12 protein-coding genes are annotated in these 15,919 nt (G+C 35.0%); 10 read left to right on the top strand and 2 right to left on the bottom strand.

Annotated features, from left to right (window positions below; genetic code table 11):
- Positions 1-53: 53 nt before the first annotated feature.
- Together ACE94K_RS06320 and ACE94K_RS06315 are read right to left on the bottom strand one after the other, a co-directional pair.
- Positions 54-788: a tol-pal system YbgF family protein gene (locus ACE94K_RS06320; RefSeq protein ID WP_378181554.1), complete on the bottom strand. Its 735-nt coding sequence runs from the start codon at positions 786-788 to the stop codon at positions 54-56.
- Positions 785-1,372, bottom strand: a complete 588-nt coding sequence (locus tag ACE94K_RS06315) for an RNA polymerase sigma factor (protein ID WP_378181551.1) — start codon at positions 1,370-1,372, stop codon at positions 785-787. Before ACE94K_RS06315 ends, ACE94K_RS06320 begins: the two co-directional genes overlap by 4 nt.
- Before the next feature lie 131 nt (positions 1,373-1,503).
- Here ACE94K_RS06315 and ACE94K_RS06310 point away from each other — a divergent pair, with 131 nt between their 5' ends.
- From ACE94K_RS06310 to ACE94K_RS06265, 10 genes are all read left to right on the top strand, one after another.
- Complete coding sequence (locus ACE94K_RS06310) at positions 1,504-2,541, top strand: hypothetical protein (RefSeq protein WP_378181548.1); 1,038 nt, start codon at positions 1,504-1,506, stop codon at positions 2,539-2,541.
- A gap of 158 nt (positions 2,542-2,699) precedes the next feature.
- Positions 2,700-4,679, top strand: coding sequence for a PKD domain-containing protein (locus tag ACE94K_RS06305; RefSeq protein WP_378181545.1), 1,980 nt, complete (start codon positions 2,700-2,702; stop codon positions 4,677-4,679).
- A complete protein-coding gene (locus ACE94K_RS06300) occupies positions 4,660-7,260 on the top strand; it encodes a CHAT domain-containing protein (protein ID WP_378181542.1) in 2,601 nt (866 codons plus the stop codon). Before ACE94K_RS06305 ends, ACE94K_RS06300 begins: the two co-directional genes overlap by 20 nt.
- Complete coding sequence (locus ACE94K_RS06295; protein ID WP_378181539.1) at positions 7,257-7,694, top strand: retropepsin-like aspartic protease; 438 nt, start codon at positions 7,257-7,259, stop codon at positions 7,692-7,694. Before ACE94K_RS06300 ends, ACE94K_RS06295 begins: the two co-directional genes overlap by 4 nt.
- A 264-nt stretch (positions 7,695-7,958) precedes the next feature.
- Positions 7,959-8,543: a hypothetical protein gene (locus ACE94K_RS06290; protein ID WP_378181536.1), complete on the top strand. Its 585-nt coding sequence runs from the start codon at positions 7,959-7,961 to the stop codon at positions 8,541-8,543.
- 149 nt (positions 8,544-8,692) lie between these two features.
- On the top strand, positions 8,693-9,652 hold the full coding sequence (locus tag ACE94K_RS06285) for a methionyl-tRNA formyltransferase (protein WP_378181533.1): 960 nt from the start codon (positions 8,693-8,695) through the stop codon (positions 9,650-9,652).
- A gap of 51 nt (positions 9,653-9,703) precedes the next feature.
- Positions 9,704-10,258 carry a phage tail protein gene (locus tag ACE94K_RS06280; RefSeq protein ID WP_378181530.1) on the top strand — a complete coding sequence of 185 codons (555 nt, stop codon included), beginning with the start codon at positions 9,704-9,706 and terminating at the stop codon, positions 10,256-10,258.
- A 28-nt stretch (positions 10,259-10,286) separates the two neighbouring features.
- Entirely contained in the window at positions 10,287-10,841 is a 555-nt protein-coding gene (locus ACE94K_RS06275) for a phage tail protein (RefSeq protein ID WP_378181527.1), read from the top strand.
- Between the two features lie 60 nt (positions 10,842-10,901).
- Positions 10,902-11,936: a hypothetical protein gene (locus ACE94K_RS06270; protein ID WP_378181524.1), complete on the top strand. Its 1,035-nt coding sequence runs from the start codon at positions 10,902-10,904 to the stop codon at positions 11,934-11,936.
- A 10-nt stretch (positions 11,937-11,946) separates the two neighbouring features.
- Positions 11,947-15,630 (top strand): beta strand repeat-containing protein, encoded by a 3,684-nt coding sequence (locus ACE94K_RS06265; RefSeq protein WP_378181521.1) that lies wholly within the window; start codon positions 11,947-11,949, stop codon positions 15,628-15,630.
- Positions 15,631-15,919: the final 289 nt, after the last annotated feature.

Here is a 15,919-nt window from a genome sequence, read left to right as displayed (position 1 = left end):
GCAAAAATAACCAAATTTCGAAGAGATATGTAGCTGTTAGTTATAAATAAAAATTACAATTTTCTCAGTAGTTTTTGAGCTTGCTGATAATCTTCTGCATCTTTTGGTATTTGCTTTAACAAGTATTTACATCGATCAGTATTTTTCTGCTTTAATTGATTCAAAGCTTCAAACCAGATAGCTCTATTTTGGTAAACAGATGTTCCCTTTATCAGTCTTTCAAAGACTTCGGACGCTTTAGCATGTTTATTCTGTTCTAATAGACTAATTCCTAAGTAAAAAAGATATTCGGAATTATTTTGATCTTTTTCTAACAGTTCTAAAAGATACTTTTCTGAGTCTTCATAGCTTTCAGAGTTGAACGACATCTCAGCTTTCTTAAGTATTTCATCCTCAGTTCCTCTTTCAGCAATAGACAATGCTGGTATTGATACAAAATCACTGTATACCGGATCGTTTTTGGTAAAGGTGTATATCCCCAAAATAATTGCGATACTGGCAGCAATGGCATATCCCCAGGAAGGTATTCTTATTACTTTGGTTTCTTTTTTACGTGGTTTTTTATCAAAAAACGAGTCTCCAATTACCTTTATGTTCCTTTCTAACTCCGATTCTTTTTGAATATCCAGATTCGATTTTAGGTAAGAATTCCATTCATTATATAATTTAAATTCTTCGGCAAGTTGAGCATCTTCTTCTAATATTGTAGATAATTCCTTTTCTTCATCATCAGAAAGATCATTGCCTATTTTTCGTTCAAAAAGCTCATATTTTTCTTCTGGGGTCATAACAAATTCTTTATTTGATTATACTTAGGAGAGCCCTGAACCATTTTTGTCAGCTGACCAATACATAGCGATTTTTTCTTACGGACATATCCATAAGATTGCCCTAATTTTAACGCAACTTCTTCCATAGATTTGATTGTAAAAGTAGCCTTAAGTAACTCTTTACACGCCTTTCCTAGTTGATCAAAGACTTCTGCAAAAAGCTCATTTCTAGCTTCAAAAACCAAGGCATCCTCTGCATACCGATCACTCTCGTCATTTATAGATACGACCTCCTCATTAATTGTTACCTCTTTAGAGGTATTCTTTTTTAGCTCATTCAACCATTTCCGTTTACAAAGTAAAAAGAAATAAGCATCAAATGGACAGGTAAGTACTAATTGCTTTTCTTTTGCTTGTCTATATATTGTCATCAAGGTCTCCTGAATAACATCTTGCGCCTGAGAGTCATCGCCGTTATTCTTTTTTATATACCCAACAACTTTGGGAGCAAATTTTTCATACATCTCTTTAAGAACTATACTGTCATTCTTTAAGAGGGCTTCAATATATTTCTGATCAGCATGCGCTTTATTATTTCCCATAAATGATTGGTCTGAGCAACTAAATTAAAAAAGTTTTTAAGAAAAAGGGTAACAAAAAATTAGTGTTGTTGATATGAAGATGTAAACAACAAAATTTAGAAAGTCCAAAAAGGGCCATTAAAACTAAAAACATGAAAACAAATAGTACAACAATTACATTACTGAAGGATAGTAAGAATGTAAAAAAAACAATGATTCATTTATTATTTTTAGGTTTCGCTATACTTTTATTTGCAAGCTGTAGCAGCAATGATGATAATGATATTATAATTGAACAGGTTTTAGGTGGATTAGAATTAGAAACTGAGATTTTAGAAAATCGAGAAGAAGCTTTGCAAACCTTCACACTTAATGATGGAACTGGACAGGTATATGGCGAAGAGGGCACCATTCTATATTTTCCACCAGGGAGTATTGTAGATCAAAATGGAGATCCGGTTACCGGTAACGTTACTGTAGAACTTATAGAAATCTATGACAAAGCAAAGATGCTGCTTACTAAAATGCCTACAAACGGTAAACGTCCCAATGGAGACGTAGAAACACTTATATCCGCTGGGGAGTTCTATATTAATGCAACACAAAACGGAGAACAATTAGAAGTAGCAAATAATTTCCAATTGTTTGCACCTGCTGATGAATTTGATGAAGATATGAGGTTATTTGATGGTCTGGATAATGATTGTGACGGTGATGATTTAGAATGTGATATTGTATGGGAAGAAGACGAGCAAGGTGGATTGGAACCTATGCAAAGGGAAGGTCCAAACGGAGAAGGAGTTAGCGGATACGGAGGTTTTCTTAGCAACTTTGGATGGACAAATATTGATCGTTGGTTTAACGATCCACGACCTAAAACAGTTTTATACGTAGACGTACCAGAAGGTTTTGACAACACAAATAGTAATGTTTACGTATCCTATGATGGTGAACCAACTGCGCTGGCTTTATTAGATATTTATAATCCCGACACTGGTCTTTTCTCTGAACATTACGGATTGATTCCTATCGGATTAGAAGTACATATCATTTTTGTATCAGTACAAGATGATCAATATATCTATGCAATCCAGGGAATCACTATAGAAGAAGATCACGTAGAAGTCATTGGAAGTACAAACACTGGAACAGAAGCAGAATTGGCAGCATTGATAAACGGTCTCCCGTAAAAAAACACTCACACTGGAATATGCATATTAGGTAATGGGGGTTACAGCAAATTTCAGCAAAAATTCCGGAAGATTATCTTCCGGAATTTTAATTCTTAAAAATAGAAATGTAGCTGATTTAACTTTTTGTTTATCTTTATTAACACTAACAACAAATCATGAATAGATTTTCGGCTTTACTGATACTTATTTTCTTCCCTTTTTTCTGTGTTGCGCAAATATTGACTAATGATACGATTCCCAGAATAGCACCAATATCTTATGAAATTGAAGGGAATCAGGTTGTGTACAGTGCAGAAATGCCGGCGCTTAATCAAATTGCAGGCGCTCCCAAAGCTTTTTACACCTACTATTGGGAATTTGGTGATGGTCAATATAGTTTCAAAGAAAAGCCTGTACATACATATGGTAAGAATGGAACTTATGAGGCTAAACTTTGGGCAACAAACAATTACGACAACGGAAAACCTCCTGCATCCAGACCAAAATCTGTGACTATCAGCGATGCTTACGATGAGGCATCTACAGAGAGTAACTCTCCTTTTACAGAAGATGAAGATCTGATATTAAAAAGAAATCGGGAGCCAATTCCGGATCAGGAAATGGTATTTATCACTAGTTATAAGAACAATAATAATTATGTATCCAGCGGAAAATTATATTTATTCTATAATGACTTACGATTTAAGAATGATAATTTCACTATAGAAGATACTAGACTACATCACGACGAGCGCATAGTTCCTCTAGATGCTGTTTCTTCTGTACTTCCGGAAAATGACGATCATACTTTGTTAGCCTCTAACAGCATTTCTTTTTTGAAGTCTAAAACACTTTTTGTACAAGATTCTACCAAACGAAAAAACTTTCCACTTACGCTGGAAGAATCAAAAGCCTTATATCGAAGTTATCAAATCATAGAATTTGACGATATGAAACCCGGAGAAGAACGCAATATCTTTAGAACACTGAAAACCACTCCTGAAATGATCAAAGATACCAGTGCTATAGTCACTATAAGAAGTGTCTATGTGCCTGACAACAATTTTGATGATCATACTGTAAAAGATACAGAAATGGAGATTGTAACTTCTCATGATCCTAACAAAATGTCTTCTAATGGATGGTTAATGAACTATCGTTTGGTAAGATTTAAAAGATTAAAATTCAAAGTACGTTTTCAAAATAATGGAGAAGGACCAGCCAATACGATCAAACTAGAAGTAGATACACCCGAAATGTTCGATAAATCTACATTGAAAATTGATAGCATGTATCCGGAATGTCCAATTTGCCCAAAAGAGCGAGAAGTAAATTACAGTTGTCTGGATACCATTTTACAAAAAGACAAAATCATCTTCCAGTTTAATAGAATTTATCTTCCCGGAAGTGAACAAAAGAATGTAGAAGAGATTGATTCTACTAAAGGTTTTGTAAAGTACTCTATGAAATTCGGTAAAAACTTTCACAAAAAAAAGACGAGGAGCAGAACTGCTATTTACTTTGATAAAAACGAACCTATAATTACTAATTATGCCACTACCCGATTCTTACCGGGAATTTCGATTGGAGCTAAGGCAGGATACATTACGGTACCCGAATTAGATAATCAAAGAGAATATTTTGTTGGAGCCACATTATCACCATTTAAATCCTACAGAGGATATTATCAGGCCGAACTATTCTTTTCATCCGCTTCTTACGATGAAACCAGAAATTTTGAAACACGCAATATTAATCCAAATGGAACAGTTGATTTACTCCGTTTTTCTGAAAGTAATCAATACGATAATATCACGATATATGCCGTTCCTGGATCCTTTCGATATAATTTCAATAATTATTTTGCTATGGGGGCTGGTGTACAGTTAAAACTGGACCTTACTAGCACCAACAAACAAGAAACCACAGGCGAAGGTTTTTTTATAGATGTTGATGGAACAGAATTTCCTAATCCAGATGTAAACACATTTTCTGCTCAGGAAATAGATGATAGTTTTACGAACCTTCAAACCGGAGTTTTTATAGGCATGAATCTGGGAACCGTGAGGATTGGACCTAGTATTGGTGTGAGGTACGTTTATAACTTTGATACTCCAAATTCTCAAATTCAGTTTTATGGGATTTGGAAATTTTAGAGTAATCATTTTGCTTATTCTTTTCCTTACTTTAGGAAATGAACCACTTTTTTCCCAACAAAAAACAAATACTTCAGAATTTTTATATACTCAATTAGATGATTTTTTAAAACAGCCGTCAAATTCAAAATTAAATCGATTAAGCAAACTTATTGCTTCTAAAGAAAATCAACTTGTTACCAAAGAAGACAAACTTGCATGGGTAATTGTTCATAGCAATATGGGATATTATTACAATCAATTTGGAAGCCTCCCCACAGCCATTATGTATTACGAAAAGGCCTGGAAAAACTTTTATGATAACAACCTTAAGGATTATGATATCATTGAAAATTGCTTACAACCTTTGGGGAATCTATATATTAAAATTGGAGATCTCCAGAAGGCAGAAAATACAATCACTAATTACTTGTATCTGGCAGAACAATCTCAACATACTGACAAAATAATTGCTGCAATCACCAATTTATCTATTGCATATAATAATCAAAGTAATTTTCTAAAAGCAATCAAAATTCTCAAAAATGGCGAGAGATTAGCTCCAAAAAACGTAAATATCCTTACAAATTTGGCCACTAACTACTTAGATTCCGGATCAATTAAGGAAGCAGAAAGCTATGCTAACAAGGTAATTTCTATAGATGCTTCTCAGGTCAATGCTTACCAGATTCTAGCAGCAGTAGCCTTAGAAAATAAGGATCTACAAAATGCCCAAAGTTATATTCAAAAGGCAAAATATCAATTGTTGAAAAACCCAAATACCTCTTCCCGAGATTTTGCTAAATGGCAACTGGCTTATATCGACGTTTTACTTTCGAAATCTGCATATGCTGAAGCCTTGTTTAACATAAAAGAAATCTATGCCTCTCTCCTACCAGAATATTCAATGGAAATGAATCTTCCTACAACAGAAATGCTTATAGCAGATAGAATTTTACTAAAAACGCTAGATGTTCAGACTTACATTTTACAACAACTCAACGATCCAATTTCAGCAATTAAAGTATATGAAGCAGCTTTTGAGGTAAATTCAAAGTTGAATCAGGCATATCCTATACAAAACACAAAGATCCTTCAGCATAGCCAAAACAGAAATCGAACCGAAAGCTATATTGATCTTTTATATACGATCCATACTAAAACCAACGATATAAAATATGTCGTAAAAGCATTTGAAGCAGCAGAAAACTCTAAAGCTCCTTTTGTCAATGAAGCATTACTATCTAAACAACTACTATTACAGTATAAAAACGATTCGTTAGTAAATAAAAACAAGCAACTTACTAGCGAAATGGCGACTTATGACACTTATATCCTAAAAGAAAGGCAAAAGGAAGACAAGGCTAACATCTCACAAATTCAAAAATGGATGTCGGCATATGAAATGAAATCTATAGAGTTTAAGGATGTAACTCAAGAACTTCAGAAAAAATATCCCAATCTTCTTTTTAAACAAGAAAAAATCTCAATTACTGAGCTTCAAGAAAAACTAAAACAAGATGATCTTACTCTGATCGAATATTTTTTTGGAAAGAACACCTTATACCAGTTTAAAATTGATGCTGATTCAATTGAAATAATAGAAATTGAAGATATTGAGCATTTTAGAAATATCACCCAGAACTATATACGTTATTTTAACAATGCCTCTACTATTACCAATAATGTAAAGGGTTTTTCGGAAAGTAGTTTTGACCTATATCGTATTCTAAATATACCTAACACTAAAAACCTATTAATCATTCCTGATGGACTGCTTAATTTTATTCCCTTTGAAACATTATTGACCAAAAAAAGTGATGTTTTAAGTTTTAATAGGATGCCTTTCCTTCTAAAATCAAGGATTATAAATTACGAAATTTCGGCAGGAAAATATTTAAAATCCAATTACAGCAAAAAGGAAAAAAGTATACTTGGTATATTTCCGGTTTTTGAAAATACCCAGCTAGAACTTTCCTTTTCTTTAGATGAGCAACGTTATATACAACAAAAATTTTCTGGAGTATATTTAGAAAAAGGAGAAGCTACCTACACTCGTTTTCTAAAAGAAGTAGAAAATCACTCTATTATACATTTGTCTACACACGCTGAAGCAGGCAGTTTTTCCAGACCTGCTTCTATACAATTCAGAGATCAAAATATATTGGTAAATCAGTTATACGGATTACAATTAAAAACCGACTTAGTTGTGCTGAGTGCTTGTGAAACAGGCATTGGCACTTTAGCAAAAGGAGAAGGTCCGCTTAGCATTGGTAGAGGGTTTCAATACGCAGGAGTACAAAATGTATTATTTTCTCTGTGGAAAGTAAATGACAAAACCACTTCCCAATTAATGCAGCGTTTCTACCAAAACTTACATCAAACCAACTCCTATGTTCACGGATTACATCAGGCTAAAATAGATTTCCTTGAAGCAAAAGAAATTTCCAATACACAAAAATCACCTTATTACTGGGCTTCATTTGTGTATTATGGAGTTCATCAACCTCCAACCGAATCAACATCTAATTGGATATTTATTATCGGAGGATTCTTATTAATTATACTATTTTTGTTCGTGATTCGACAAAAATTAAAATGACAACACTTCGCCAGTTTCTAATTGAAAAAGAATATCATCGCATTAAACTTGTGTATACCAAAACCAATCATTTTGAGGTTAAAGCAATGCTTAATGGCATAGAAGGTAATTTTATTGTAGATACCGGAGCATCTAATTCGTGTGTTGGTTTTGATGCAGTAGAAAAATTCAATCTTTTTGCACAAGATAGTGATGTAAAAGCTGCCGGGGCCGGGGCCACAGATATGCTAACACAACTCTCTAAAAGAAACACACTACAATTGGGCAAGTGGTCTAAAAAAAGTATTTCACTTATTTTGTTTGATCTTAGTCACGTTAACACTGCCCTTATAGCGCATCAAGCAGAGCCTGTGGACGGGATTATTGGTGCGGATGTTTTAAAAAAGGGAAAAGCGATCATAGATTATGAGAAAAAGTGTTTGTATCTCAAGTAGATCATTTCTTGAATCATCTTTTTTTTGTTGTTATAAAAAGATTTTACAAAAGCAGTAAATCACAACAAAATAGCATCACTCCTCAAGATTATATGGGGAAAATACCTTGAAAATCAGCGCATTAAACTACTCTTTTGCCGTAAAAAAACGGATTTAAAACTATAAATGTTAATTTTTTTACTTAGCTTTAAGAAAATATTAAGACTTTGTTTATCCTCTTAAAAACCTAATAAGCCTATTGTAGAACTTTACATACCCCTTTTTATGAACCGAAGAAATTTTCTAGCATCAGGAACACTAACTGCCGGTGCTTTATCGCTATCTCCTACCTCTATTTTTGCAAATGACAATTCTATTTCTCTTTTTTCCATAGGGAAAGGATTTAATAGAATCTCTGATCAAATTTATCTACTACCCGTTAACTCATTATCCTACCATGCATTAGAAGCACATAAACTACTGCTTCAAAAACTTGATGAAAAAGGATATAGTTATAACCCCGCTGAAATTGTTAAACTAAGCGAAAACTGTTATGCGATTCCACTCAGTAAAAACCCACTAATTGGTTTTAAAACTAAGGAAATTGCTTTATTAATAGAACATCAAGGAACATATCAACATCATATTCTTAACGAACCAACATCTAATGCATTTAATTCTTTGATTGAAAACTTTAGTAAAAGTGCCGATGCCCACGGATTAAATCTAGATACACTTCAGTTTATTTCCCCTAATGAAGTTATTGCTGCATCTTTTGGAAAAGAAAATACATTTACATATAAAAATGTAAGTGGAAATACAATCACGCTAAAAGGTTCCTCAAAAAAGCAAATAGCTGTCATCAGCTAACGCTTTTGCCAAAATTCAGGTAGTTATACGTATTTATTTTTTCTAATACTCTATTTAGCTTTGGTGAATTGGGATGTTAGAAGAAATCATTCGAATATTTCAATTAGAAAAGCTGGATTCATCTCCGGTAAATTATAAAACATGAATTCATGAAAATCGTACTTATCGGAAGCTTTCCTGTTTGTCTATCTGTCTATAAGTATCTATCAAAAGATAATTATTTGGACGCAGTAGGTTTTCAAGAATCCGAAGTACCTCATCCTAAAAAGAATTTCTGGTATACCGCTATCCAAAAAGAAGGTTTGGATATGTATCTTATTAATAAACAAAATATCCAGGAAGGATTCAAAACCTGGTTAGAAAACAAAACTCCTGACTTGGTATTGGTTTGTGGTTTTTCTATTAAAATTCCTAAAGAGGTGCTGACCATACCAACTTATGGTTTTTTAAACGTGCATTTTGGAAAATTACCAGAAAATAGAGGCCCAGACCCACTATTCTGGTCAATCAAACAAGGGCAAAAGCAAACTGCGATTACTATCCATCAAATGGATACCGATTGGGATACCGGGAAAATTTTAATCGAACAACCAGTACCATTAATCCCAGGAGAGACGTTGGGCATGGCTAATTCTAAGATGAGTTATATGCTGGGAGAACTCACCCAAAAAGTTTTAGAATTAATAGTTGAGCCAAAAAACTTGAAGCCTCAATCAGATAAAGGCATTGCATACTATACCAGACCTATAGAAAAAGATACTACAATTTATTGGGAGACACAGACTGCAGATGAAATAGAACAATTGGTTAATGCTTGCAACCCCAAATATGGTGGTGCTACTACCTATTATCAGGGATCTCCTATAAGAATTATAGAAGTTTCCCCTGTAGACAGTCAACCGCTACTAGGTAAAACCACGGGTGAGATCATACACGCACATCCACAAGAAGGATTGTATGTGTATTGTAAATACGGAAAAATATTAAAAATTAATGCTATTAGTTCTGATGCTGGTATTTTATCAGGAACTAAATATGTGCATCTAGGAGTACGACAAGGGCATTGTTTCACAACTAGCTTACAAAGAAAACAACAAACAGTCTTGTAAACGGCTGTAATTACTAAATAACTAATTTATTAATCTTAAAATCAATTCAATATGGAAGGAACAATAGGAGAAGTTCGCATGTTTGCGGGTAATTTTGCACCAAGGGCCTGGGCATTTTGCGAAGGGCAATTATTGCCAATTTCACAGAATACAGCACTATTCTCTATTATAGGAACTATCTATGGGGGTGATGGAAGAACAACCATGGCATTACCAGATCTTAGAGGTCGTGTACCTATCGGTCCTGGTAATGGACCAGGTTTAAGCAGCTACAGAGAAGGGCAGCGAGGCGGAACAGAAACGAACACCTTAAATGTTACTCAAATTCCAGCGCATAACCATTTCGGCGCTGTAAAAGTTAGCTCTGCGAATGCATCAGAAAGCACACCATCAGCAAATGCATCGATTGCAACTCCTGGAACGGGGTCAGGAAGATCCTTTACTCCTACTTTAGGTTTTAACACTGCAACCCCAGATGTTACATTAAACAATCAATCTGTACAAACAGGAAACACTGGAGGAGGTCAATCTGTAAATAACATGCAACCTTGGTTATCTTGTTACTATATCATATGCCTACAAGGAATTTTTCCTTCTAGAAACTAAATTTTTAATTAATTTAAAACAAAACATTATGGAAGGAACCATTGGAGAAATAAGAATGTTCGCAGGTAATTTTGCACCAAGAACTTGGGCATTTTGTGATGGGCAACTATTAGCTATTAATTCTAATCAAGCATTATTTTCAATTTTAGGAACCACTTATGGTGGTGATGGAAGAACTACCTTTGGACTACCAGATCTAAGAGGTCGTGTACCTATCAGTCCAGGTAATGGTCCAGGATTAACACCTAGAAATTTAGGACAACGTAGTGGAACTGAAACCAATGTTCTTACTACAAATCAGCTTCCTGCACACAGTCATACTGGATCTGTAAAAGTGAGCTCGGCAAATGCCACAGAAAGTACTCCTACTGCGAATGGCTCTGTAGCAACGCCAGGAACAGGATCAGGAAGATCTTTTAGTCCTACTTTAGGCTTTAATGCAGCAACACCTGATGTTACATTAAATAGTCAATCAGTTCAGACTACGAACACAGGAGGAAACCAAAGTGTTAATAATATGCAACCTTGGTTAGGAATATATTATATCATTTGTTTACAAGGTATTTTCCCTTCAAGAAATTAATAATATCAACAAAACAAAGAGAGAACGAATCAATCTCTCTTTGTTCACTATAAAAATAGTATGATAGAAACCACCAAACATCCTGTAGAAGAATTACACCGAATTGGACAGTTTTTATTGGACTCTAATGAGTCTAACGAAATAGCTAGTGTGTTAGAACTACATAATTTCTATGATCAATTTTTATACAATCATCACTATGATAAAAGTGACTCGAAGGATATATTCCTTGAGCACGGGGTAGCGCTTTCTACAGACAACGCTGCCGATTGCTTAAAAGACTATAAAAGGACTGCCCGATTTATCAAAGGAGTTCATAATGCTATCACCTATACACTATCGAAATTCTCTAAAACTAAAATAAATATCCTATACGCTGGTTGTGGCCCTTATGCTCCATTAATTTTACCATTACTTTCTTTTTTCAAGACGGAGCAAATTTCAGTCACATTACTTGACGTTAATAAAGATTCATTAAATATTGTAGGAGCAATAATTTCCGAATTAGATTATCAAAACTATATTTCTGAAATTATTACTGCGGATGCCACTAAGTATAAGTACCCCAAGAACAAATCATTGCATCTCATTATTACAGAAACAATGTTTCATGCCTTGACGAAGGAACCTCAAGTAGCTATCACAAATAATCTGGCGCCTCAACTGATAAAAGGAGGCGTTCTGGTCCCTGAAGAAATTAAAGTATCACTGGGTTATTCTTTTTTTTCCAAAGAGCCTTATTTAAATCAATATGGCGATGAATATTATATTAGTAACACCGAAAAAGAAACAAAAAGACGAATAATTCAACCCTTATTTAATATTAGTAAAAAGGATAATAAAGATATTTCAAAGAATCAATCCTTTTATTTCGAAAGTCCTTGGCAGTCAATCCCTGAAAACTATGAAGAAACCCCAGATATATGTATCTATACACAGATTAAAGTTTTTGACAGGACAACATTAGAGAATGAAGATTCATTAATAACCAACCCTTATTGTATTGGATCTTTGCACAACATCACAGAGCGCTCTAAATTTAAAATTAAATATAACATTAAGAATATCCCCAAATGGGAAATATCAACAATTTAAAATCAACAAAATGAAACAGTTATACCTTACTTTTTTTCTAATCACAATGATAGGTATGCATTGTGGTTACTCTCAATTTACTGAGACTTTTGAGGCCTTAACCGATGGTACTTCCACGTTTACGAATGGTGGTCAATCATTTACTACTACTAATACTATGGTTAGTTTTGGTATTCCTGGGTTTGGATCAGGGGGATCTGATCGTTGGATAGAAAGCGCTACAGCTGGTCCTGGAATATATTCTATTCAAACAACCGGTGGCTCCGCATTCACAATGAAAAATATAGATATTTATGTTTCTTCTGATGGCGGTAATAACCCTACAGCTAATGGAACCTTCATTCTAAGGGGTAAATTAGGAGGAAGTACAGTCTATACAATTACTAAAACTTCTGGTTTTCCTACAGATTTTACTGGTGATAACGGATTCTTTAATGTTGACCTAGCAACCGACGGTAGTTCAGATTTTAGCCTTACAAATATTAATGAACTTGAATTAGAAATTACATCAAGCTTCAATTATATAGCTGTGGATGATTTTGCTTTTGGTCCAGAAGAAGTTGCAGCAGATACCGATCCGCCATTTATAGCCAGTATCGTTAGAAGCGGAACACCGCCAACTACAGCTGATTCTGTTGATTTTGTTGTAACCTTCAATGAAAATGCAAACAATGTGACCACAGACGATTTTTCATTAGACGCTACAGGTGGTGCTATGGGAACTATCTCTGCTATAAGTGGATCAGGAACTACTCATACCGTAACAGTAAGCGGAATAAGTGGGGAAGGAACTGTAAGTGTTGACTTAAATGCCAGCACAGATATTACCGACGACCTAGGGAATGGAAACGGAACTAATGGAAACGTTCCTGCATTCACTGCCGGTGAAATACATACGGTTTCTGTTTGTTTTTTGGAGTCATTTGAAGATTTTAATGTTAATGACAATACTTTTGGCAGTAATGGATTGCCTTTTAATGCTACTGGCTTAGATATTGAAGAGGCTACAGGTGCTGGAGCTAGTAGCTCTGACAAATTCTTGGACAATGACGGTACAGGAGCCGGAACCTTTTCTATACAGACAACTGGAGGTGAATTGTTCACGATGAAAACTTTAGACTTATACCTATCATCTATTGCAGCCGGAACAAATCCAACCAATGATGGTACACTTACGGTTAACGGAAAAGTTTCTGGAGCTACAGTATACACGATAACAAAAACATCTGGATTTCCAACGACAACATCAAACGGAGATAATGGATTCTTTAATCTTAATTTTGCTACCGATGGTGCTGCTGATTACACCACAACTAACATAGATCAAGTGGAGATTATTATCGGAAGTGCATTTGTCTATGTAGCGATTGATCATTTTGAATTTTGTGAGCAAGGTATTGTCGATACATTTGCTCCAGAAGTACTAAGTATAGAAGTCGCCGGAACTCCTACCTCGTTAGATACATCGGTTGATTTCACGGTTACTTTTAATGAAAATGTTATTAATGTTACTACAGATGATTTTACTTTAGATACAAGTGGAACTACCGGAAATATTACCGGAGTTACAGGTGCCAACAATATATATACAGTTACTGTGGATAACATTACAGGACAAGGAACCATTAGTATTGATCTTAATGGTTCAACGGATATTGAAGATGCTTTGATGAATAGCGGACCTCCAGCTTTCACTGGCGGTGAAAATCATATCGTATCGGACTGTTTTATTGAAGATTTTGAATCCTTTACACCTAGCGCTACATCTATTACTAGTAACGGAGTTCCTTTTACGTTGACAAATGGACTAGATGTATTCAATATTGATGGTGCCGGAGTTAACGGATCAAATGATTTCCTTGATAATGAAGGGAGCGGTACCGGTGCTTATTCAATCACTACCACCGATAACTCAGTGTTCACTGCAAATACGATGTTTGTTTATGTGTCTTCTATTGCAGCAGGAGGTTCACCTACAAACGATGGTACCTTAACAATAAGAGGCAAGGTGTCAGGTGCAACAGTATTCTCATTTGATCTAAATAGCGGAAACACAACTTTTCCTACAAATGTAAGCCAAGGCAACAATGGATTTTTTCAAGTGGATTTTGCAACCGCAGGAGCGTCTGACTTCAGTACTATTGACGTAGATGAAATTGAAATTGAAATTTTTACAAGCTTTGTATATTTGGCAATTGATAATTTTGAATTTTGTCAGGACACAACAGCTCCTGTTGATCCTATTGTAACAACACCGTCAAGCTCGATCACAGTAAATGCAAATACGCAAACAATTTCTGGTACACACGCAGAAAATGGAATTACAGTAAACGCCTATGCGGATACCAATAACGATGGAATGGCGGACAATACAACTTCCTTAGGGTCAGCAACGGTAACTGGAAATGCTTGGAGCTTTTCTGTAAACCTTACCGCTGATAGTGACAATAATTTTGTAGTACAAGCAGAAGATATTTCAGGAAATACTTCTAATGATGTAGATGTACCTACAATTATCGAAGATTCAATGACACCAAGCGGATATACCGCACTTATCGACCAAGCTCCTATTAACTCTACAAACGAAACAGCTGTAAGCTTTACATTTGCAGCCGCCGAAGTTAGCACAACGTATAATTATACTTTTACTTCTTCGGGTGGAGCAGGATCGGTTACCGGTTCTGGTGTTATCGCAACTGCTATTGATCAAATCACCGGAATTGATCTAAGTGGATTAGCTGATGGAATTATAACTCTAAGTGTTACACTTACGGATGATGCTGGAAATACAGGTAGTGCAGCAACCGACACAGAAACTAAAGATACAGGAGCACCAACAGGATATAATGTAACCATAGATCAAAGTCCTATTAATTCAGGAAGCGCAAATACGGTAAGTTATACGTTCTCCTCAGCAGAAGTTGGAGCTACGTACAACTATACTTTTACCTCCTCTGGTGGTGCAGGATCCGTTACTGGTTCTGGAGTTATCGCAACAGCTACTGATCAAATTACAGGAATAGATCTAAGTGGATTAGCTGATGGTACCATAACTTTAAGCGTTACGCTTACGGATATTAATGGAAATACTGGTAGTGCTGCAACGGATACAGAAACTAAAGAAACGATAAGACCTAGTGTTACAATAACTTCTACAGAAAGTCCTGGACCCACTGGAGCCGATCCAATACCTGTAACCATTACTTTTTCTGAAAGCGTTACTGGATTTGAAATAACTGACCTTATTGTTGGAAACGGAACGCCTGGTAATTTTGCCGGTTCAGGAACTACATATACTGCTGACATCACTCCTTCTGGCGCTGGTCCATTAACCATCACCATAGATATCAATGCAGATGTTGCATTAGACAGTGGAGGGAATGGAAATACTGTCGCTTCTCAATTTAGCATCGATTTTGATAACACATTAAGTATTAATGATGAAATATTAGCAAATGGTCTAACTATTTATCCTATTCCGTCTATTAACAGTGTTAATTTATCAGGAGAGACTAGTTTAGGCTTACAAAGAGTAGAAATTTTTGATATTCGAGGTACATTGATCATTTCGCAGAAATTAAATGTTAACAGTAGGCTACACACTATAGATATTTCTTCCATACATTCTGGTTTATACCTTATGACGGTGTATTCAAAAACAGGATCTACTACCAAAAGAGTAGTTAAACGATAAACTATTTTTCAATTAAAAGTTAAGAAGCCAAGGTTTAAATCTTGGCTTCTTTTTTTACTCCATAAAAAGAAAAACTTAAACTGATGGTATATCCAAACTTTGTTATGAAGGTTTAACGTAATAAAAGCTGATGTTTTATTAATTAAAGTAGAACAAATGCTATTGTTATATTAAGAAAACAAGGAAGCATCAAATTTTAAAGTAATTGGAAGCTGTAATAGATTAGATTTTCCAATACATCATCCAGATAAACATGATAGGCTTATTAAAAAGCCCTTTGGACAGGCAA

The organism is Aquimarina besae, assembly GCF_042434905.1.
GTDB lineage: Bacteria > Bacteroidota > Bacteroidia > Flavobacteriales > Flavobacteriaceae > Aquimarina.
The sequence above is the reverse complement of the archived record's forward strand: the minus strand, read 5'-3'. Positions and strand labels throughout refer to the sequence as shown.